Annotated in this window: 5 protein-coding genes; all 5 read right to left on the reverse strand. The window is 55.5% G+C overall.

What is annotated here, in order from left to right; genetic code table 11:
- Positions 1–48 precede the first annotated feature (48 nt).
- The 5 genes from KUV22_RS04325 to KUV22_RS04345 all read right to left on the reverse strand — a co-directional run bounded on the left by KUV22_RS04325 (position 49) and on the right by KUV22_RS04345 (position 24,299).
- The gene (locus KUV22_RS04325) at positions 49–1,239 is read right to left on the reverse strand and encodes a low temperature requirement protein A (RefSeq protein ID WP_261319105.1); all 1,191 of its coding nucleotides are present in this window, start codon (positions 1,237–1,239) and stop codon (positions 49–51) included.
- A gap of 384 nt (positions 1,240–1,623) precedes the next feature.
- The gene (locus KUV22_RS04330) at positions 1,624–9,261 is read right to left on the reverse strand and encodes a beta strand repeat-containing protein (protein ID WP_222228675.1); all 7,638 of its coding nucleotides are present in this window, start codon (positions 9,259–9,261) and stop codon (positions 1,624–1,626) included.
- A gap of 655 nt (positions 9,262–9,916) precedes the next feature.
- Positions 9,917–10,417 (reverse strand): SMI1/KNR4 family protein, encoded by a 501-nt coding sequence (locus KUV22_RS04335; protein ID WP_222228677.1) that lies wholly within the window; start codon positions 10,415–10,417, stop codon positions 9,917–9,919.
- 30 nt (positions 10,418–10,447) lie between these two features.
- Entirely contained in the window at positions 10,448–15,025 is a 4,578-nt protein-coding gene (locus KUV22_RS04340; protein ID WP_222228679.1) for an RHS repeat-associated core domain-containing protein, read from the reverse strand.
- Between the two features lie 79 nt (positions 15,026–15,104).
- Positions 15,105–24,299, reverse strand: coding sequence for a fibronectin type III domain-containing protein (locus tag KUV22_RS04345; protein ID WP_222228681.1), 9,195 nt, complete (start codon positions 24,297–24,299; stop codon positions 15,105–15,107).
- Positions 24,300–24,407: the final 108 nt, after the last annotated feature.

The raw sequence follows: 24,407 nt of genomic DNA on the forward strand, positions 1-24,407 counted from the left end.
CTGCACCTGAGTGTAATCGGTAGAAGCGCATTGCAGCGGATATATCCGTCACTCTTTACGGAACTTGTTCCACCCGCGCAGCAAAGGGATAACGATCTGCGAAAGCAATGCCGTGCCCCATATAAGGTTTCCTACAATTGACGGCACGTGCGGGACAACAAAAAAGCAGCCAATTGCCACGACGATACCGAATACGCGCACATCCGCTCGGCCGAAATCATTTGCCACACGGTGCTCAATCACGTTTTGCAGAACCCAGAGCATGGCAATGTAACCGGCAAGACCGAAACAACCGATCGCAGCATATTTCGTTGGGTAGGGCTCCCAAAAATCAACCTTCACTTCCGCGGCAAGAGCCACACCAACCATCACGCCGCAAATCATCAAAACCAAATGTGCCAGCCACCATTTCACCAACGTGGCTAACTTACTGTCTCTGGCTTTGCCATTCCCCACAAAGTCGAAGTAGATCCAACACATAACGAAGATCGAGATTCCACCAATCACGAAATTCACCAGAATATCGAGAGGAACCTTATCTATCCCCTTCTGCGCGAGGGTGACCACCAACTTGAAGAAACCTTCACCCAGAACGATCAGCGTCAGCAGCCCGAATCGTTCGGCCATATGCCCGAGTCTCGGGGCAAAGCGCTCGTAGCGCAGTACCGATACGCGGGGAATCATGTACAGGGCCTGCGTCGACACCATTGCGAGTGCAAATACCCAGAACGCATAGGGCTTTGGCAGGAAGGCCGTGATCGCAAATATGATCGCGAACAGAGAAAAGTTCCTAATCTGTTCACTGCACATGCACTGCGCAGTAGCGTTGTTACGCCGTGCACGAAAATAAAGAAAAGCGAGAAGCGCCCTATTAACCGCAAACCCCAGGGCGAAATATGCCCAACCTCCCCCATCAATCGAAGGTATTGCCGCCGCCATAAACATCACCGTGCAGATCATGATGGACATGGTGATGCGATGCCAAAGGTCGGTACTTACGTAAATCGAATTGAATATGCTCAGCTCGCCCCACGCATACCAAAGCACGATAAACACACCGCAAAACACCAGGAACCCATCAAAATTAAGGTGTTGCGAAAGGTAATTCCCCAGCAGAAAAATAGAGACGACATGAACCAAGTCGTAGAAGAGCTCGGCCCAATGGACATGGTCATGCGCATCTTCGATATCATGGTGGTGCTGTGGCTTTCGCCACATTGGGTGGTCTTGCAGGGCCATATCGGGAGCACTCTACGGGTGGAGAACACCCAAGAATATCACCATTCTACTGAGCTCTATTTATAGCTAAAGATGGTGCCCAAATTTCAGGCACAAAAAAGCCCGCACAAAGCGGGCTTTTTGGGAAATGTTCGGAATGGCCACGTTGAGCCAGCCGCCTGAAAGCCTCGTCATAGCTAGCCTCCAGGCTATCAAACGTGGAAAGTTCCGCCAGATATACCCTAACAAGCAGAAGTCCTGCTGACCACTTATCAACCAGTTGCAGACCAAGGAAAAAACGCGCAGATTTCCACGGAAATCCGTGAAACTAATAGTCTTAAAATTAAGAAATGACTGGATGGGCCTAAAAGCAATCTGACATGATTACTTTTAGGCCCAATGCATTTATTGCCACGCTAACTGGATAGCTTCAGCAACCGCGGCTTGCTGCTCGGAATCCAGTGAGATCACGCCCCCAGCTGGAGTACCAATTGCCGTCATGGTGTCCGCAAGGGCCGCAACCCGGTCGAACGCCAGCGACATGCCAGACTCCAACGCAATGCTCTCAATACGGTTATCCAATGCCTGCCAGTTTACGACCTGGATCTTCTCGGAGCCGGCGAGCAGGTAGATATCCAGGTTGAGGCCATTTTTCACGACCCAGACATCCTCTGGTGCAATAGCGCCCTCGAAATAGATCACATCATTGTCACTGGAACCGGAATCCCTGATGGAATCCACCCCATCACCACGGGCGAAGAGATATACGTCCGCGCCGGCATTACCGTAAAGCGTGTCCGAGCCTTCGCCGCCACGAATGGTGTCACCCGATGCAGAACCCAAGACCGTATCGTTGCCTTTGGCCGCATCAATCTCCGCAATACCGATTAGCTCAGTGGTAGAGAAGTCCAACGTATTGTTTCCGGTGGTGCCCTGAATAATGTCCAAGCCACCCTGGCCGTTAATGCGCTCTACCGTGCTTAACGCTGAATAGGCTGCCAGGCGAATCAGGTCGTCACCGTTGGTACCGTGAACTTCGTCCAAGCCATCACCGCCCGAGTAGCGGTCATAGCCAGTATCGCCCGGGGTCACCCGGAAGATATCGTCACCACCTTCACCGTAGAGGTTATCGCTGCCCAACCCACCTTCGATCACGTCGGCGAGCGTCGAACCGTACACGGTATCATTCCCGGACTCAGTAGCGATCAAGCCAATTCCCACCAGTGAAGTGTCGCGGAAATCAAACGTGTTGTTCGCCGAGGAGCCAAGAATTGTGTCGCTACCGCCGTTGCCATCAATGGTTTCCACGGTCGCGTTGGCAGAGAAAATGGACAGTCGAATCGTGTCGTCACCGCCCGAGCCCAGCAGGGTATCGACACCGTCTCCACCCTCGTAACGATCAAACCCAGTATCACCGGCGGTCAGCAGGAAGGTGTCATTACCGGTGTTGCCATTGAGGATATCGCTACCCAAGCCACCAATGATCACATCATCCGCCGCGCTGCCAATAACCGTGTCATTGCCGGCTGCTGCGTCTATCGCGCTGATGTTCAATAGCTCAGTCGCCGTGAAATCCAGGGTGTTGTTTGCACTATCGGCAAGGACCCGGTTCACCCCGAGTTTTCCGTCAATACGCTCAACGGTGGCCGCACCACTGAACACACTCAGAATGATCTCGTCGTCGGTATCAGTACCCAACAGCTGGTCAAACCCGCTACCTCCACTGTAGCGATCGCTCCCGCTGTCGCCTGCACTAATCAGGAAGGTATCATCGCCGTCGCCGCCATCCAGGTAATCACTGCCGCTCCCACCGATAATGGTGTCTGCGGCCGCAGTGCCGTAAACGGTGTCATTACCAGCACCGGCATCAATTGATGCAATACCGATCAACTGGGCACCTGAGAAATCCAGTGTGTTGTTAGCGGTTGTCGCTTCAATGGTGTCAACGCCACCGTTGCCGTCGATAATCTCGACTGATGCTTCACCAGCAAAGGTGCTAAAGCGGAAAACATCATTGCCCAAGGTACCCTGCAAGGTATCGGTTCCTGCGCCACCGCGATAGCTGTCAGAACCCGTGTCCCCTTCGGTCAACTTGAACAGGTCATCTCCTGCTTCACCGTATACCACATCACTACCGATACCCGCTTCGATTACATCGGCGAATTCCGATCCGTAAATAGTATCGTTACCGGCAGCGGCATCAATTAGTGCGATGTTTTGCAATGCAATACCGCGGAAATCCAAGGTGTTGTTCGCACTACTGGAGCGAATGATGTTGCTGCCAGTACCACCATCAATTTTCTCAACCCGCGAATCACCGCTGAATACCGACAAATTGAGCACGTTATCTTCGTTGCCACCCAACAGGGTATCGAAACCTTCGCCACCGATATATTGGTCAAACCCGGTGTCGCCGGCAGTCACGACAAAAGTGTCGTCACCACCGTAACCATACAGTTTGTCGGAACCCGGGCCGCCAACAATACGGTCCGCACCTTCCGTGCCGTACACCGTGTCATTGCCCACACCCGTATCAATTTCAGCAATATTCAGCAGTTGCGTCTCGCTGAAGTCGAAGGTGTTATTGCCCGTAGTGCCAACAATCCGGTTGCTACCGGCACCGCCGTCCACAATTTCAACACGGCCGTTCCCGCTGAACACACTCAGGCGAATCTCATCGTCGGCATTGGTACCCAGCAAACGGTCAATACCTTCCCCACCCTGATAGTGGTCAAAGCCGGTATCGCCAAGGGTGACATGGAAGATATCGGCCCCACCATTGCCATAAACCAGGTCGGAACCAATACCGCCATAAATCACGTCCGCAGTTTCCGTACCCTTCACCGTATCGTTGCCTGCACCCGCATCAATCAAGTCAATGGATACCAACTGGGTCTCGGAGAAGTCGAATGTATTGTTGGCAGTGCCACCAACAATCTGGTTCATGCCGCCATCGCCGTCGATTACCTCAACGCGGGCGTCACCACTAAATACACTCAAACGGATGATGTCATCGGTAACCGTGCCGAGGAGCCAATCATCGCCCTCGCCGCCCTCATAGCGGTCGTACCCGGTATCGCCCACGGTGAGCAGGAAGCGGTCATCACCATCTTCGCCGTAAAGACGGTCGCTGCCGGCACCACCAACGATGACGTCTGCGGTACTGGAACCGTAAATGGTGTCATTGCCTGCGGCACCATCAATACGCGCAATATTCATCAGGCTGATATCACGGAAATCCAGAATGTTATTCGCGGTACTGCCCACGATCTGGTTTTCACCAGTGCCGCCATCGATGGCTTCAACGCGCGCATCACCACTAAACACCGTGAAACGGAACCAGTCGTCACCATCACTACCCAACACCTGGTCAAAACCGGTACCGCCTTCCACACGGTCATAGCCAGTATCGTTGCCCTCAATAACAAAGATATCGTCACCGGCGTTACCGTAGAGATTGTCACTACCGCTATTACCGATAATCTTGTCATCCGCCGAGCTACCGTAAATGGTGTCGTTGCCCGCAAGACCATCAATAAACTGAATATTCACCAACTCGGTATTGGAGAAGTCCAGGGTATTGTTGGCGCTAGTGCCGTAAATAGCGTTGAAACCGCTGGCACCATCGATTCGTTCCACCGTGGCTGCGCCAGAGAAGACACTCAAGCGAATAGCATCATCACCTGCGCCACCGCGTATCTGGTCGAAGCCCTCGCCACCTTCTACGCGGTCTGCGTGAGCATCGTTCCCTTCAATCACAAAGGTATCGTTGCCCGCTTCACCGTAGAGGTTGTCGGCACCAGCACCGCCGATCAATACATCATCGCCGTCGCCACCATGAATGGTGTCATTGCCCGACTTGCCATCGATGGTATCCGCACCCGCGCCGCCCTGCAGGGTATTGTTGCCGGCATCCCCCTCAATATTAGTGAGGGAATTACCGGGCTGGATGGCCCAGGCAAATTTGGCAAAATCCACTTCCTGTGCAGCGGGGTGGCGAATGACCAGTGACACATCACCCACCGCACTGCCGTTGCTCTGAATATCAACAAAGTTCTGGCTGCCACCGCCCACGATGGTGGCCGAATAGTTCAGGTCCACCGGCGGCAACAGAGACAGCTCCGCAGAAGCGGTTTCCAACCCTACGCCCGTGTTTTCCAGCACAACGGAAAAATGCGAATCCACTTCACTGCCACCGGCCACAGCAACCTGTTGCTGGAGGTTGTACTGGCAAATAAACAACGTTTGGCCGGGCACTTCGCTGTCGACATTGAGGAACTCAATACTGTCGAGCATATAACCGCTATACGCGGGGTCATCACTCTGCGCAGGCTGGAACACCAGGTTTACCGGGCGGTTTCCATCCACCGCACAATCATCAACGCCCTGCAGCTGCACGGTTTGTGGGATATCCCAATTGTCCGCGGTAAATTGCAGGTAATTCTCGCCCAGAATCTGCACTTCGCTGCTATCGGAAATTGCCAGGTTCAGGGTCAGGCTGGTATCGGCCAGCAGCGGCTGGTCCAACACCACATTGACGGCCGCAATAACGGTACCCGCTTCATCCGTTAACAGGTCGGTCTGCGGTGTGGCGGAGATGCGCTTGGTCTGGGAAGGCACGGTGATGGTGCAACAGCCATCAGCCACTACCGTGGTATTTCCGTCGGTAATTTCCAGTTGAATACTGTAATTCCCTGGCAACAGGCCCGAGACGTCCCACAGGTACTGGTCGTCCGCGCCATCTGCATCTTCGGCAATATCACCGACAACCAGTGTGCGGCCACTGCCTTCGTACAGGTAATAAATCGACACGGTCGCACTGCTATCGGGGTCGCTATCCACCCACTGCACCAACACCTCGGGTTCCGATACCGTCAAGGCCGCATCTGGCAACACCACGGAAATCGTGGGTGCATCATTGATACCGTTTTCGTTAACCGCAAAGCTATTGGGCGTATTCCAGTCACTGGTTATGCCCTTGCTATCTTCCGCCTGGGCACGCCAGTAGAAGTGGCTGTTGTCATTGAAATCAAAGCTTGGGGTCCATTGCGTAGCAGACTGGAATTGGCTCGCCACCAGTAAGGTCAGCGCGGCATCGGAATAGACCTCAAAACGGTACTGCACTGCATCGCCATCCGGGTCCACCACCGGGTTGACTTCAAACAGCGGGCGCAAGGTTTCCACCACGGCGCTGTCGCCGGGGTTATGCAGTGTGGGTACCGGCGGTGCGGTATTTTCAGAATCTACGCTAAAGCTTGCACTCACCCAGTCGCTGTCGACTTCGCCATCGCTCGCTTTGGCGCGCCAGTAGTACACCGTGTCTTCCTGCAAGCCCTCGCTCACCCAACTGGTTTCCTCACTGGCTTCGGCAACCGGGCCAGAAACACGCTTATCCGCACCGTCAAAACTCGCCACGGTATCCAGCTCAAAGAAATAATTGAGTGGCAGTTGCTCCGGGTCTGACCCGTTGCGTATGCGCAAGGCGACGCCGTTGTTCGGCAGCCAGCTCTGCATGGTTCCGCTGGGGGCAATCACCACCGGTGCGGTGGGCTGATTGTTTTGCGTGCTTACCAGGAAGGTACCAACGGCGCTTTCGGTGCGGGCGCCGTGGGCGTCTTCCACCCAGGCAGTCCAAACGTAGGCGTTGTCTTCCTGCAGTGGGTTGGGCACCTGCCACTGGGTCTGGGAGTTACCGCCCGGCAACAGGCCCACTACCTGCGCACTGGGGTTTTCCAAGTCTGACTCATGGAACAGGTCAAAGCCATAAGAGAGCGTATCGCGGTCGAGGTCCACCGCGTGGGCCACCACCAGAGTGGGGCGCAACTCCGCAACAATGGCATCTACCGCTGGGGCAATAAGTGCGGGCGCAAGCGGCGCGTCGTTGCTGGTATTGATAAAGAAGCGGCTCGCCTGCCATTCAGAGGCGATAGGCACTTCACCACTGCCCTCCTCTACCTGGGTAATGGCACGCGCACGCCAGAAATACAACGCATTATCGGCAAAGGTCTTACCGGAGAGCAGGTCACCACTGGCTACCGCCCAGCTGGTGGTGCCGCTGCCTTCGCCCTGTGTTGCCTGTGCCACCAGGTCGAGCATGGCTGCATCGGCATACACCTCAAATTCGTACGCGACCGACATTTCCGCAGCGTGCTCACCGTTGGTGACTACCAGGGTGGGCAGCAATGTGGCAGCGCCGTCGAGGATTTCACCATCGAACATGGGGCTGGCAATTTGCGGGGCACCGGGGGCCAGTTCTGGCACGGTGGGGTCACTGCCGACTTCTTCTTCCTGGGCATCGGTACGGCCGTCTTCGTCGTAATCGCCGGAGCCATCGCGGTCGAGGTTGCCGAAGTGTTCCATTTCCCAGGCATCGTTGAGGCCGTCACCGTCTGTGTCATCCGCCGGGTTGACGGCGATGTTGACGGTGCGCTGGCTGGAAAGCGCGCCATCGGTGGCCTCAAAGGCCACTACATAATTGCCCGCCTGGCCGATGGCCGGTTCCCAACGGAAAATGCCGGTACCGTCACCGCCGTCGGTGAAAATAGCACCCGCCGGTAGGCTGGTTGCGCTCAGCTGGGGCACGGTGCCGTTGGGGTCTGAGGATTGCACCAAGAAGCCGATCTGGCTGCCCTCGTGGCCACTGCGGTCGAGGATGGCTTGAATCACCGGTGCTTGCGGCACCTCGCTCACATCCACAAAAGAAAGCGAGTAGCTTCCGGTACTGGCGAAATCGAATACGTTGATAAAGTAATTGAAGTCGACCTTATTTTCCGCACGCTCTTTGGAGATCCAGTAGTTTGCTGCGTTCAGGGGCTTGCCATCACCTCGCACGACGTGGTGCAGCACCTTGGTGCCGGCATAAGGGTCCGCGACTTTGACCAAACCAAAACCAGATTCTGCGGCACCGCTCAGGCTGCGGGTACCAGCACTTTCACTACCCAAGCTGTAGTTCAGCGCTGCGACCTGGGCGCAGCTTTTACACAGCGCGAGGTCGGCACCGGTGGCCTGGCTTTCATAAACGTAGTAATTGTCGTCGGCGCCATAGGCGAGGAAATCGGGCACAGCGTCGCGGCCAGCCAAGTCCACCAGAACATCACGTACCAACAGGTGGGCGTTGGTGGCGTCAATCAATGAGGTGAGCTCACCGCCCAGTTCATCCGCGTGGGTAAAGCTGGCGTTGAAGGAGGTAAATTTGCCAGACAGGGTGGATTCCATAATCCAGCGGCCGGCTTTCATGCCCTGCGGGGCAATCTCGCCGAAGTCGATCAGCAGGCTGGGTTGGGTTGCCTCGTTTTCAACGAAACTGCTGGTGATGGTGAAATCAATGGCCAGGCCCAGCTCGTTATCGACGATGCGGGGCTGCGCCGATTCAATTTTTACTTTGTTGGCAGAGCCAAAACCGCTGTTATCAATGCGCACACCCAAGGTATAGGGCTCGGGGGGTTCTACTTCGAGGGTAAAGGCATCATCACCAATCACTTCTTCGGTGAGGAAGTAGTCCAGGGTCAACAGCGGTTGGGGTTTCACCACAATGGAATCTGGGGCCACTTCCACCACTTCTTCCTTGCCGCCGTAGCTATAGGAAAGCGTGGCACCAACGAAGAACAGCTCGCCGTTATCGGTCTCACCGGCGGCGTTGGCCGTGGGGACGATCAGCCAGCGGAATTCACCCACATTACCGGCATTGATGACAGCATCGGTTACCGCGCCGTTATCGGCAGTAACCAATGAATTCACATTCTGGGTATCGTCAATACGAATAAAGAAGGCGGCATCGCTGGCAGAGGTATCTGAAGTAGCCGTCACTGTATTGCCATCGACATCGGCAAAGTCAACCGAGATGGTAATATTCTCAATGGAATAGGTATCCAGACTATTGGTAATGCGCATGATGGCTTCAAAGCCCTGACGCTCCAATGTCAGCTCCTGCAGAATTTCAATGCGCACCTCGGCACAAAGCGCTTCTTCCTGAGCAGTGGCGACAGCCGGCACACCCAGTGTGCAGACCCAAAACGCCGCCAGAATCCCCCAACGCTGCAACATGATTCCTATTCCTAATGGTCGTAATGCTTTCGTTTAATTATTTTTTCGTCAAGCGGCCGTAGCGGCCCGACGTCAATCTATTTCCATTCGCGGCCTTCCGGGCCGGCGATGCTCCACTCGGAGCCCTACTCTGCGCTCGATCTCACCCACAAATCGGCTGTTGCCAGTCAGTTGGTTGCGAGACCAGGCCTCGCCCAAGAAAGCGCGCTTATCAGATAACTATCCAGCTTTCAAAAATTCTTTATACGCTGCCGCCCGCTCGGTATCAGTGCGCCCGCCCCGGCTCCACCAGCAGGCGGACATGGTTAGTCATCAAACACCAGGCATACAGCTTGACCCCAACTTATCCTTCCGTTCGAACAAGTTGTCCCGGTAATACTGATAATCCTCATCCGCAAGAAACACCGCATCATGTTGTGCCCACGCTGCACAACATGATGCGGCATATTCGACACCAATATTCGCGCCTTCCTTGGCATAGCTATTCTCTACATTTTCTAGGCGCAACTCCCTGCCTTGTTTATTTGGGCACTTCAAATAGATCTGTCCCCTTTATGCTTCTTTATGCTTCTTTATGCTTCTTTATGCTTCTTTATGCTTCTTTATGCTTCTTTATGCTTCTTTATGCTTCTTTATGCTTATCAATTTCGCTCAATCATTCATTCATCACGTTTATATAAAAAGAGATAAAATCGTCAAATCGCTCAAATTTCGAAATTGGCGGCTTCCTGAAATCACCTTTGTCCAGCTGCATAACGGACCCATCAAAGCAATCAATCACGTATGGGCATGCATCTGATTCATCTCCAATATATACATAACTATCAGGCCACATCGGCAATCCGTCCGCGCCTCGGCGATATTCCAGTGTCGCGCCAATAATTGCAGGGGCGTAATCGATAATCGCAGTAGAATCTATACACACGGGGCGTTCGCATAGAAGAAAATCAGCATACTCTTTCGGCAACACCACACCTAATTTTTGCTCAATGAGTTTCACATCCGAAACATCCATCACACGCACAACGGCCTCACTCCCTTCTACCCTTTCATCATCACCCCCCTCTTTCGACCTATAAAATACGAAATAGAATACTGTGGCAGTAAATATTAGAAACAAAAAAATTGTAAGAAAAAACGCTGCGATCGAGGACATCAGTCAACCTCCCTCCTTATAAAACAATCATCAACAATCACATGGACTATCAGCCAATCCAGCACCATACGCGCCAACTCCCGCGGCACCCCCTTTCATCCATCCTGGCAGATGTTTGGCTCGCTCCAACGGAGACATATGTTCAAACTTTGAATTCATGCTTTGACTTACATTAGTCTGCAAATTCGCCGGGTGATTTGTCAGAGAATGTGGTTTTCCATCCCGCTGCTTTACGAAGATGTGATCGGTAGTGGCCCATTCTGACCTAGGTGTTGAGCTAGAGTTTTTAGGAATATGGCCGGCTTTCTGCAGTTTATGTCTCATTTGAGGCCAATTTCTGCTTTCCTTGTAAATTTGATCGATCTCTTTTCGCGCTGCCCACTTCATAGTTCCAACCTTAAGGCCCTTCACAATAAGACCCGCACCTGTTGCCTCCATAACTGCCAGCCCAACATTAAGTAACCCTTCACCTAAATTTCCGCAGCGAAATGCATCATATGCATCTAGCAGAGATCCCAACACAGGCACAAACCCCATAACGTCGCGAAAACCAAACAAGCCTAGTGGATCAACAAAAAAAGTGGGCGAAGCATTCGCGTATCGATAATTATTCAGACCACCCCAAATTCCAATCGGGTCACTTTGAATATATCGACCTGCCAAAGGATCATAGTCTCTGAACAAATTCTGATGCAGCCCACTTTCCGCATCAAAATACTGCCCCGGAAACCTTAAATCATTAGCGACAATCTCAACGACGACATCCGCCTTACCAAAAGCCTCATACCGCGCCTCCCAAACCACAGCCCCAGACTTATCCACCATCCGCTGAGGCGTACCCAAATGATCATTCTGGTAATAGTAAATTTCACCGGATGCCACCCGCTGGAACAGGGGCTCAGTCATCCAAGGCATACCCGGCTTAAAGTGGTATTCCTTGATCAGATTCCCACCCGTATCATATTCCGCAGCCATGCCCTCTTCGTTATAGAGGAAATAAGTTGTACTATCACTCTGCTTGCGAATCCTCTGGCCGTAAGGGTTGTACCGGTATTCGCCAACTGTCGCGGCGTTTTTGTCGACGGCAACCAGACGCTCTTCATGGTTGTAACGGTAATCCCAGGTAACCCCACCCTGTACTTTCTGGGTGGTATGACCGTTATCGTTGTACTGGAAGCTGGCCGGATCATCGCCGGTGATGGCGGTTAGCTGGTTGTGGCCGTTGTAGTCCAGCACTTCAGAGGAGGACGGAATAAATTCCGTCCCCGCGGCTTCGCCGCTCGTCCCCTCAACCTCACCGGCCGCATAATCGGTACGGTTACCAACCCCGTCATACCCAAACTGCTCATCGTTTGCGGCATTGGCTACCGGGTAATCGGCTTCGGTAAGGCGGTACAGGTCGTCATAGCCAAAGGCATAGTTGCCATGTTCGGTATCGATATTTGTGATATTGCTCTCTAGGTCGTAGGCATAGACCGCCGAGGCTTTATCATTACCCGCTGAGTCCTCCAGAATTCGCTCTTTCACCCGCAGAAAATCATCGTACGCGAGCGTAATTTTGTTGCCACCGGGCAATAACAAGGTTTGCGGGGCCAGCCAGTTGAAGTCGGTCCACGCCAGCTGCCCTTCCCCGGGCACATGCACCGCCGCCAGCTGGTTATTCTTGTTGTAGTAGTAGGTGTAGGTAATGCCTTCCGGGTTGGTGTAGGTCTTTTTCAGGCCATTGCCGTAATAGCTGTAGCCGTAGCTTTTTGAGAAGGCAACCTCCGCGGCCTGCGCACCTTCCCCGTAGTAATCCACCTGTACGGTTTCCAGCCGGTTCAGGGCATCGTAGGTATAGGTTTCGCCGTGATGCACAATATCCGCCGTGGCATTGGCGATATCGGCACCGGGTTGCTGGGTGTAGCCGGTGTACTGGGCCTTGGTGTTGTAGTGGTAGTCCACCACCTTGACCGGTTGCGCGTTATCTTTTTGCGCAAAGACTTCCAGCTTGCTCAGGCGGTTGGCATCGTCGTAGGTATAGCCCCGCTTTTCCTGCTGGGGGTTGATGACCTCCACCAGATTGCCATTGCCATCGTAGTTGTATACGCGCTGCTTATTGGTGCCGATAAAGTCGTGCTTGGTTTCCGTTTTCAGGCGATCGACTTTGTCATAGGTGTAAACCGTGAGGCGGCCTTCCGGGTCTTTTACCTGCAGCAGGTTGTCGCGGGCATCGTAGCTAAACTCGGTTTTCTTGGCCTCCCCGTTCACCGGGTCGACGATGGCTACCAAGCGATTCAGATCGTCGTATTCGTATTTTTCGGTATTTTCCAGTGCATCGGTATCGCTGGTGAGGTTGCTGTCCAGGTCGTAACCGTAAGCTCGCAGGTATTCCAGGTTGTTGGCTTTCTGCTTGCTCTGTTCGGCACGGTTGCGCTTGTCGTAACCCAGCTCTTCTGCGTAAGTCGGGTAATCGATTTTACTCAACAGGTTTTGTTGGTAGGTATATTTGGTGCGGTTGTTTTCCCCATCAACAATGGCGCTCAACCGGTTCTGTGCGTCGTACTCCAGGCCAATGGTGGCACCCTCGGCATCGGTGATGGTGGCGAGGCGATTGCCCTTGTCATAGTCGAGCTTCAACAAATTGCCGGCATCGTCGGTCACCGTCAATGGCAGGCTAGAGGCATTGTTGGTGATATGCAGGCTGCTGCCGCTGGCATCGGTCACCTTGACCAGGTCGCCGGCGGCATCGTATTCGTACTTAAAGCCCTGACCATAGGGGTTGAGGTCTGCCAGCAGGTTACCCACTGCGTCGTAGTCCAGCGTCCAGGTCTTGAGGCGCGCATCCAATACGGTGTGCGCGTAGCCATTTACGTCGTAGTCCCGGTATTCGGTAACTTCCTGCTCCGCACTGGTGACCTTGGTGACGTTACCGTAGGGGTCATAGTCCCAAGCGGTTGTGGCGAGCGCGGTGTTGGCCGCGGCCGATTCACCGGTGGTTTGGGTTTTAAGCTGGCCGTAGGCGTCGTAGGTATAACGGGTGATGCGCTGGTCGGGGGTGCCGGCGGCTTCGGTCAGCGTCAGCAGGTTTCCTTTGGCGTCGTAGGCGTATTCGGTAATCAGGCCGCGTGCATCGCGTTCTTTCAGTGGCAAAGTGAGATCGGTATTCCACTCGGTGGTGGTGTAGGTGCCGTCCGGGTTTTCCACGCGGGTGACGTTGCGGAAGGTGTCGTAGTACTCGATGGTTTCCAGCCCACGAGCGTCTGTACGTATACCCCTGAGAATTCGAACCGGTGTCTCGTTGGCGTCCGCTACTATCTGCGTATTCCCCCCGTAATTGTACTGGCGCGCCACGTCCTCTGCCGCAAGGTTATCTGAGAATTGATACTCGACTTCGTACTGCAGCTCACCACCGACCATCTGCTTGGTCGGCAAACCCATTGCGTTATACCAAGTCTCTGTAATCACTCCCGAGTTGTCTTTTTGGGTGGCTCTATAGAGTTTTTCACTATTGACACTGTGGGTATAGCTAACGCCAGCACCATCTTCGGTTTCATAGCCATTCAGGTGGCCATCCGCATTCACTGAGTAGGTAGTCACCCGGCCATTGGGGTCGGTCATACTTTGTAGAATACGCTGAGTACCACTGCGGTAGGCGTATTCGTAACGCCAGCTCTGACCACGCACGTCCACCACCTCAAGTAGCTGCCCGTAAGTCAGCTGATCGGCTTCATCGGTGCCATACTTGTACTGCACGGTGCGGCCGGTATAGTCCTCAAGACTCTGCAGCCGGTAGGTTACGATTGTTTCCTGGGCGAACTCTCGCACCACCTCTTCCCAGTGGTATGTGATCACGGTGTTACCATGGTGATCTTTCACCGCAGTGATACGGTTACCGTCGTACTCCATACTTACGCGGACATTGTTTTTATCCTCGTAATACTCGATACGATTTTCACTGAATCGAATCAGGTTGCCGCGACGATCACGCCACGTGTAGTTATTACCGTCTTTAGTGATCGTCTCTCTCAATAACGCATGGTAGGTATCACTGCCCGGGGCAATACAGGTTTGAAGATTTGGGACAAATTTTTCCGGCCGGTACGAGAGACCGTTGCGGAAAAGATAGAATTTGTAAGGCGGAGAGCAATTCGGTGCTGCGGCTTGCTGGCGTGAGGCGAGAGCCAGGCGACCACCGCCACTACGTGCCGGCCGCATAATGCCCTTACCAAACATATCCATTGCCGCGAAACGCGACTCGCTTTCAAATGCTTCGAGATCAGCGAGATCTTCCGCGATCAATTCAGCTTTAAACTGGGAATAGTTCAGAATTGGGTTCCAGCGACTGTTCCATTCCCAACCGGTTTTGGTCCAGCGACGCGTCATACGCACGGAACCACCGAGCACCTTGACCTGCATGTCTTCCAGGTCTTCCAGGTTCTGCGAAGTGGTGGGACGCGGCATGGCGCCATCACTGCTAATACCAGGCTTTGCCACAACGTGCGTGGAGAGCAGCATAACCAGTAGCGATGCACACATTGCAACGCCAGTCTTATGCCAGCGCGATGCCCCCACAGCAAATTTGACTGCAGCCGTACTTTTCCCGGCTTCCCCAATCCAAAACTTCATTATCGTTTTCCTGGTCTAGAAAAATGAGCGGTGGCGTTTACCCACCGCGCACTAATTTTTGTTTTGCCGTCTGCCAGCGTCAATTCGCGCTGGTGTTGTCCTTATCGCAGCCACCGTCCAAACAGGGAGGCGGCTCACACCGCAAGGTTTCCACTTCGCCACCAATTGCGCCATAGCCCCCGCCATAGCCCCCGCCACTGCCTGCACCACCACCGTAGTAGTAACTGCTGCTGGTGCCGGTGGAGCAGGATCCATAGGAAGCCGTCGCCCAACGCGTAGACGTACCGCCCGGCACTACCTGGCCATTCGCACAACGGCTCTCGTAGCTCACCTGATACTGGTAACTGTACGAACCACAACCCGCACCCGTCGCATCACCCTCTTCATTCGGGTTGAAGTCCCTGAGCGCGGTAATCCGGTACGGGATGTACACCACTTCTCCCGCTTCCAACGTGGCCGGTACTTCCGCCAAGAACTCGAACTCCACAACATCATTACCACTGGGCAAGTTGTTGTTGACGTTGTCCGCGCGGATCAGGCCGTAGTTGGTGAGGCTCAGTTCGCCGGTAAATACGTCGCCCTTCTGCATGTCCGGGAGGGTGATGCTGAGGGGGTCGAGCATGACGACGGCGACCGGTACGTGGGTTTCGAACGTGGCTTCGAGTTTGATCTCGTAGCGGTCTTCGAGGTTGATCTCGTTTACCTGCCATTCAACGCTGATGATCTGGTTCATCAGGAAGACGTCTTCGGCAACGGTGATCCCAGGCTTGACCCACAGGCGACCGGAGACACTTTCGTGATCGAACGCGGTGACCCGATAGCTGTAGCGGCCAGCGGGCAGGTCTTTGAGCAGGGCTTCGCCGTTGGCGTCACTGCTGATGGTGCGCGTCTCGGACAGGACCTGTTCGTTTTGCAGTTCGATCTTGGCGCCCTGGAGCCCGGGGATCAGTTGGTTGTTTTCTCCCAGGGTGGCGGTGTAGATGTCGCTGACATGGAAGAAGACGTCGCCGATCTCGGCGGTGACGACGGCAACGTAGATGGGCACGCTGAAGCTGTGGCCCCCATCGCCGGTGACCTGCAGTTTGAAGCGGTAGTTGCCCTGGGTTACGCCGGCATCCGGTGCCACCTGCAGGCTGAGGTCGCGGCTGTCGCCGATACCCAGGTCGCCGAGGTTGGTGGTGCCGTTGAGGCTGAGCCAGTTCGGTGCCGGGTTCCCTTCGTCGTCCACCAGTGCGAGGCTGCTGTTACGCAGTACGTCGAAGCCGGTGTTGTTGAGGGTGAAGGGTTCGGTGATGCTGTCACCCAGTACGACACCGGTGTCGATAAACGACGGGCTGGCACTGACCACCGGGCGGCTTTCCGAGAGTTCGTATTCCACGGCGATGTTGTCGAGTACCTGCTCGCTGCCATTGACGTCGGCGCGGGCCTGGAAGTACAGGAAGCCACTTTCCGGGGCGAGGTTGTCGCCGGAGAGTGTGAGGTTAATCACCCCTTTGGCTTGTGCTGCAAGGTCGATGACGGCACCCAGATCGAGGTGGATACCGGCAGGGACCTGCAGGGTTTCTTCTCCCGGGGCGGCGACGGGGACCAGGCGCACGTTACTGAGCGCACTGCCGTAACCAGCGTTGACGGTAATCGGTACGACCTGGTTGTAGTTGCGCGGCACACGGATCTTGACCTGGTTCGGTGTCACTTCGGAGGTGAGCACGCGGAACTCGCCCTGGTTGGGGCGCGCGAGGCTGTCCGGGTGGATGACGGAGACCCGCCAGGTACCACTCTGCCCTTGCGGGTCGAAGGTGTAGCTGAAGTGGCCGTCGCTGTCGGCAATCACGGAGGCCTGACGTTCGAAGCCACGCAGTTCCATCACCAAGGTCAGCGGGACGTTGCCGGTGGCGGTGTCACTGCTGCGGTCGAGGGCCTGACCGGTGATGGTAACGGTGTCTTCGGCGGTGTAGATCTCGGCCGGGGTGACGGTGTCGAGGGCGCCGTAATAGGCGGTCTCCTGCAGGGAGACCTGACTGCGGGTGCCGTTGCCGTCGATGATCACCTGGGTGGCTTTGCCGGTGTGGTAACGGAAGTGGTCCACTTCCAGCGCGACAGTAATGCGATCCGGCGCTGCTGCCGGTACCGGGACGTCGACCCACTCGGAGGTGAAGCGTTCGCCCGGTTGCAGGCGGGCCACGGTGTCGCCGCTGGCCACGGTGATGACATCGCCGGTGTACTGCTGCACGTCTTGCAAGGTGAGCAGGTTGCCGTCGCTGTCTTCGAGGCGGATGCGGATTTCATCGGAGGCGGCCTTGCCGTTGTTGCGCGCCATCAGCAGTTCGGTTTCCACCGCGGAGGTGTTCTCCAGGATGAAGCGGAACTTGCCGAGGCCACCGCGATACACGGTGTCGGATTCCAGTGACAGACGCAGGGCGGCATCGCCGACGAGCACCTGATCCTGGGCGTGGATGAACACGGTTTCACCGGGCAGCGGGGACTGCTCGAGGCGCAACTGGAGTTCGCTCAGGGTATCCAGTTTGGCGTAGCCACCGATGACGATCGGCACTTCTACGATGCCGCCGGCGGCAACACTGAAGCTGGCGGAGCGGTGCTCCCGTGGGCTGCCGTTGTCGTTGACGGTGGCGAAGAGCTGGATGCCGGTGGCATCACCACTGCCGCGGTTCTGCACACGGAAGCGCACTTCGTTCATGACGCCACGGGCCAGTGCGGACTGGCCGTCTTCCGGCTCAACCACTTCCACAGACAGCGCGGGCAACAGCAGGCTGTGGCCGATGCTGGTGGCACCTTGGTCGTCTTCAGCAATCACGGTGTAACGCCGTTCGGCGGTGACACCCTGGGTGCCTGCGGTGAAGGCATCATCCACGAAGGTGGTGGGGTTGCTGCTGTGCGGGATCAAGGCGTTGGTGATCTCCACCAAGTTGTCTTCACCCTCACCCGCTTCACCCGCCACATACACGCGGTAGCCGGCAATAGCGGCACCACTGTGCTGCCACTGCAACTGCGGATGGCCATCGGCGGTAACACTGATGCTCAGGTCACTCACCGGCAGCAAGCCGAAGTTCAGGTAGGCCGTGTCGCTGGGCGCGGACGCGTTACCGGCTTCATCCAGTGCGACCACGGCGTAGGCGTGCTGGCTCTCACTGGGATTGGTATCCAGCGCGATGGGTTCGGGGATACCGGTTTGCAGCGGCGTGACGTTCTGCAACAGTTCCGCGGTGGCGTTTTCACCTTCGCCCAGGTTGAGGCGGTAGAGGTTGTAGGTCAGTGCCACGCCCTCTTCCGTATTGCCTTCGGCATCCTGTGTGGGTGCGATCCAAGTGGCGACGATGCCGGCACCGTTCAGCTCCAACGCCATACCTGTTGGCGCTGCCGGTGCGATGCTGTCGGCGCTGACGGCTACCGGCGCGCTCAGGGCACTGACAGCGATCTGGTCGTTGCTGCGACGCTCACTGGCAATGGCGTACTGGTATTGGCCATCGGTGGGGAGCTGATCGTCTGCCTGGGTCTCACTGAGGCGCTGTAGTTCGGTGAACTCGGTTTCGCCCTCGGCGCGACGATACAGTACGTAGCGCGCATCTTCGACCGGGTCCCATGTAAGGGCAACACCGGCGTTGGGCTGCGCCACCGCGCGGAGGTTCTGCGGGATGTCGAGTGGCGGCAGGTCGCCCTGGTATACCTGGAAGGCATTGCGCACACGCACTTTGCTGCCGAGGTTGTCCAGGTCGTCGGCGGCCTCGTAGAAGAAGCTGAGGCTCGCCACGGTGGGGTTACCCTCGGCATCCTGGCCGGCACGCGTCGGCAGGGTGAAGCTGCCTACCCACAGGGGTTCGCCTTCGATGGACTGCGCATCGCGGGTCAGGCTGATGCCACTGCTGTACTCGGTGATGGCAATGCTGTCGAGCTGCGGGATCAGTGTGGGCTGTGCGCCCGGCTTCACTTCGCCGTCGAGCTTCGCCACCACTTCCACCAGCAGCCCTTCCTGCGCATCCACTTGCAGTGGTGCACCGGGGTTCAGTGTCAGCGCGATCACTTCCGGGCCTTGGGCATCGATCAGCAGCGTACCGCCCTGCTCGATCTCGGTGCCGCGGTTGCCTACGTCGTCGTGTGCAGACATGACCGCATACGCGGTGCCCGAGCGCATACCCGGCTCGATGACAAAGCGGCCGGTATACAGGGTGTCATCACTGTAGTCTTTGCTCAGTTCCACGGTCAGCGGCACGCCACCTTCCGGCACCATCGCAAAGTACGGTTGATTGCGCAGCGGTTCGTCGAACTGCACCTCAACCTCCACACTACCCGGGGCGTGACGGCCACTGGCCGCATCCACCACACCATTGGATTGGTAGGTAATGTTGAGGACATGCGGGCCTTCGCTGTCTGCATGGGCTTCCACCACGCTGGACAATGCACTTTCTGTGGCCGCTTCGTTCACGGCGGTAACCGCATAGAAGTAATGGCCATCCACCGCGGGCAAGTCGCTGAACTTGGGTTCACTCAACAACTGATGGTTGAGCTGCTGTGCCTGCTGGCGAGAACCGAAGCTGCTGGTTGCGCGGTATACGTTGTAGCCGGCGATGGTGTTGTCGGCATCACTGCTTTCCACCACATCCCAGGACAGGGAGACCTGCCCCAGTTCACGTTCGATGACGGTGAGGTTCGCCGGCGCATCCGGGATGGATGTGTTGAGCTCGAGGGTGCGCACGGTACTTTGCGGACCGAAGCCACCACTGCGGTTGGGATACTCGGCGGCGGCGGTAATGCCGTTGCTGCCCTCTTCCAGGGTAATCTCGATCTGGAACTTGCCGTAGCTGTTCACCAGCTGCAAGTCACCGACGGCAGTGCCATCGCGATACAACTGCACCTGGGTGCCCAACTCCGCATCGCCCTGGACCAGAACCAGTGGCTGGTTGCTGATGGACCCTTCCAACGGTGCCGTGATCTGCGGTGCGGCCGGTGAAGCCAGCAATACCTGGAAGGTGTATTGGCCAATGGTGCTGTTCTCCCACACATCAAAGACCTTCACTGTGAGGGCGTGCTCGCCATCGCTCAGTGACTGCAAGGTGAGGTTGCGCTGGAAGACTCCGTTGCTCGCGGCATACTCGGTACCGAGCAAGTTACCATCGACGAAGAACTCCACCCGCGCGATATCCGAGTCATCGCTGGCGGTGATCTGGAAGCGACCATCCTGGGACAGTTCCGCTACGCCAGCCAGATCGAACAGCGCGCCGCCCTGACCCGTTTGCTGGTACTCCGCAGACTCGATCACCGGGCCTTCGGTATCGGCCACGGGGGTCACGGCCACTGGGGTCACTTGCGGCTCGCTGCCTCCGGAGATGTTGATCGCGGTCACCGCCACATAATAGGTAGTGCCGTTCTTCAAGCCTGCCAACGACCAGGTGTGTTCGCTGTCGGAGGCGAGACCTTTGCTCTGGACCTTCTTGGGCTGCAGGCCTTCCACGGAACTGAAGGTTGCTTCCTCCACGTACACGGCATAGTTCTGCAGCAGATTGTACGGGGCCACGCTGGACCAGGTGATACCGACCTGACTGCTCTTCGCTTCGGTAGTGACCGTTGCCGGGTTGGGCAGCAAGGTGGTACCGGCATCGGTGACACCACTGGAGGCATTACCCGAGGCATCGTAAGCGTACACACGGATCGGATAAGCGGTGGCTGGGCTCAGGCCCGTCACTGCGTATTGCACAATCGCGGCCGGATCAGGAAGCGAGGCCAGCGGGATATCGTCTACCCGGCCTTCGGCGTCATCGACAAACGCCACCTTATAGCCAGCCAGATCCCCGTCGCTGTTGGCAGATGGGTTCCAGCGCAGCGACAAACTATCCGCGCCCGGCTCTACGACCAGGTTGGCAATGTCATCCGGGGCCTGCACATCCACTGGAATGGCGGAGACAGAGGTTACCGCGGGATTAAACAGACCTTGGGTGTCGTACGCGACCACGGCAAAGTGTGCTGCGGTCGCACGCGGCAAACCTTCCACGCGGAACTGCTTACTACCCTGTGCGACCGTTGCAACCGGTGTCTTGCCAGCGATATCGGTAAACGCCGCGGCGCCCTGATAAAGACGATACTCACCAATGTCGTTGCCGTTGGTGAACTCGTCGTAGCTACTCCAGTCCAGCAACAGGTCCGTACCACGACCGTTCGGGTCAATCGACAGGCCTACCTGCCCCGGCGGATTGTTGTCGTAACGGATCGTGGCGGCGGTAGGCGTACTCTCGTTACCCGCCGCATCGCGCACCACAAACTCGATGGTGTTATCGCCCTGCACCAATGCGACCTGTGTGCTCCAGGTCGTCGACGCAGACTCAATCACTTGCAGGCTACCGTTTACCAGTACCGCGCTGCCCGCTTCTTTGGAACCACTGAAGGCCTGGGCGTTTACTGTCGTAATGGACGGGTACTCACCCAATACTGTTGGTGCAGGCGGTGTGTAATCCAGGACGAAGTTGTAGGTCTTCTGGCTCGACAGGTTACCGAGATTGTCCGCAATGCGGGCAATGATCTGGTACTCACCGTCGAGGAATGGGGCATCTGGGGTGAACTGCACCTGCCCTTCGAACAGGGCCAGGGAGCCAGCCAGGGAAACGCCGTTGCGCTTGACATCGAGTGCGCTGGCATCGAGGTCTATGCCGCTGCCCTCTTCGGTAACGACCAAAGTAATAAATGGCGGAGCCACATTCTGAGAACCAGAAGGGTTTGCACCATTAATTGACGGCGCCCTGCTATCAATGTTGTAGGCGAGCAGTACTGGCGCAGACTGATTACCACTCTGGTCTTGAGCAACAACGGAGATCGTCGACTCGCCTTCTGGCAAATAGTAATTACCAGACCAACTACCGGTGCCATGAGGCACAATTTCACTACCGTTGACCAGAATTGCAGTGTTGTCTTCGCGGTTGCCCGAGAGCGTGACCCAGCGGCTGTTTGATGCAATTACTATCGGTGCCGACGGCTGATCCAAGGTCAGTGCTTCTGGCTCCGTTAAATCAATAATAATTTGCGTGGAGAATTTGTCGTCGACCGGCTCTAACTCAATACCGTCTTGGTCTTGGTCCATGCCAAGTCCATTTGTAGCGAATATGTCCGGCCCGATATTTAATGTATAAGTGCCTTCTGCAAGGACCTCCGCGAAGTCAACCTGAAAACGGATATCGTCTAGTGATTGAACCGCAAGCACTTCGATCGGGCTACCCGTACCATCCAGCAGCTCGAAATCGCTAACATCCAATGTAGACTGATCAATGCCAATATTAAAACGCACAATGGCATCGGAAATTGAAACATCGTGATATCCACTAGGAATTACTTCGCGAACGCGCGGCGGTGCCGAGATCTCTGCAATATGAACCGTACCATGCTCAGCGGAGGCCTCCGTGATATTTGCACCTCCTGCATTTGCGTGAATACGTCCAGTATTTAGCCCCTCTGCCGATTCGTAATATATGGCAACACGGCCACCACCACCGGCACCCGCGTAGGATCCATAACCACCATCCGCATATATATAGCCGAAGGTACCTGAAATCAGCTCTCCCGCTTCAATCCAGATAGAACCACCAGCGCCTGCTCCCTTATAGCTATAGTTACCAGCACCATTCGCATAGATAAACCCGTGATGCTCCAAGCGATCGGCAACAAGTTTAATTGCGCCGCCGCCTCGCGTGCCTTCTTGGCTATCGTCTTGGTACCGGCCACCCATTCCAAAATCAGTGGGCGCAATCGCACTACCGAAAACGGCGTTAGTGGGTTCACCAGAATAGACACCTCCGAGGCCACCATAACTGCCCCCAGATTTATACCCCACTTCACTTGACGGCAGACTGCCTTTACCACTTACGTCAATATAAGAATTGGAGCCAACATAAAAATCTGTAGCATTTAGCGTAATGCCAGCCGTGAAAACATCAGAAGCCACCGGGGTGGTTATCTTGCCACTATTTTGAACTGTGATGGAATCAAAGCTGTAATCTTGCGAAAGTTCGAGCGTAATGCCATCAACCACCAGTTCGTTATTTGCAGCCGTGAAGCCACCTTCTGCAGTTATATAAACTCGGTTGTAAGACGAACCCGTAATCAGGACTCCGAGGTGGGCACCTTCTGCTATAACAGCCTTTGTATCGTGAAAATGTAATGGCGTATCGATTTGCCCGCTGATTCTATAGGGCTGGTAAATATTAGTTTCGTTCCCACCCCAGTTAGTGATCTGCAGTTTGCCATTGTTTGAGGGTAAAGAGCGGTCATTGAGATAAACCGTTCCCGGGCCACCATACGCGGTGGCAGCTGAGTAATTAGTGCCGGCGCGGGCAAATATGTCATCCCTTGGAACAATTCCGGATATAGCATCATAGTAGAGCGCAATTCGGCCACCGCCACCGGTGCCGGCTCGATATCCACGACCGCCTGATGCCTCGATTAATGTTCCACTGCCACCAACAATCTCTGCGGCTTCAATCCAGACAGATCCACCACTACCGCCACCGGCGTCTAGCAGGTAATTACCGTTTGCGAGAATATCGCCGTAGATTTCAAATTTATTGCTCGCCACCAGCTTAATAGCACCACCGCCACGGCTGCCCTCAGCAGATTCATCAACGCCCTGGCCACCAACACCAAAGTCTGCCGGCGCCTCAAATGAACCAAAAAGTGGCGCCACGGTTCCTGATAATGGATCTATGCCACCCGAGCCGCCGTAACTACCACCGGATTTCCAATGCGCACCGGATTCCGCACGACGTCCTTTGCCACTCACATCAATATATGAATTGGAGCTGACATAAAAATCTGTAGCACTTAAGGTAATACCAGCCGTGAAAACATCAGAAGCCACCGGGGTAGTTATCTTGCCGCTATTTTGAACTGTGATGGAATCAAAGCTGTAATCCTGCGGGAGTTCGAGCGTAAAGCCATCAACCACTAGTTCATCATTAGCGGCAGTGAAGTTACCTTCCGCTGCTATATAAGCACTGGCGTAAGACGAACCCGTAATCAGGGCTCCGAGGTGGGCCCCTTCTGCTATAACAGCCTTTGTATCGTGAAAATGTAATGGCGTATCGATTTGACCACTGATTCTATAGGGCTGGTAAATATTAGTTTCGTTCCCACCCCAGTTAGTGATCTGCAGTTTGCCATTGTTTGAGGGTAAAGAGCGGTCATTAAGATAAACCGTTCCCGGGCCACCATACGCGGTGGCAGCTGAGTAATTAGTGCCGGCTCTCGCAAATATATCATCCGCCGGAATAATTCCAGACATGGCATCATAGTAGAGTGCAATGCGGCCACCACCACCGGTTCCCGCTCGATATCCACGACCGCCTGACGCATCTATTAATGTTCCACTGCCACCAACAATCTCTGCGGC

The organism is Microbulbifer agarilyticus (genome assembly GCF_019800665.1).
GTDB lineage: Bacteria > Pseudomonadota > Gammaproteobacteria > Pseudomonadales > Cellvibrionaceae > Microbulbifer > Microbulbifer agarilyticus_C.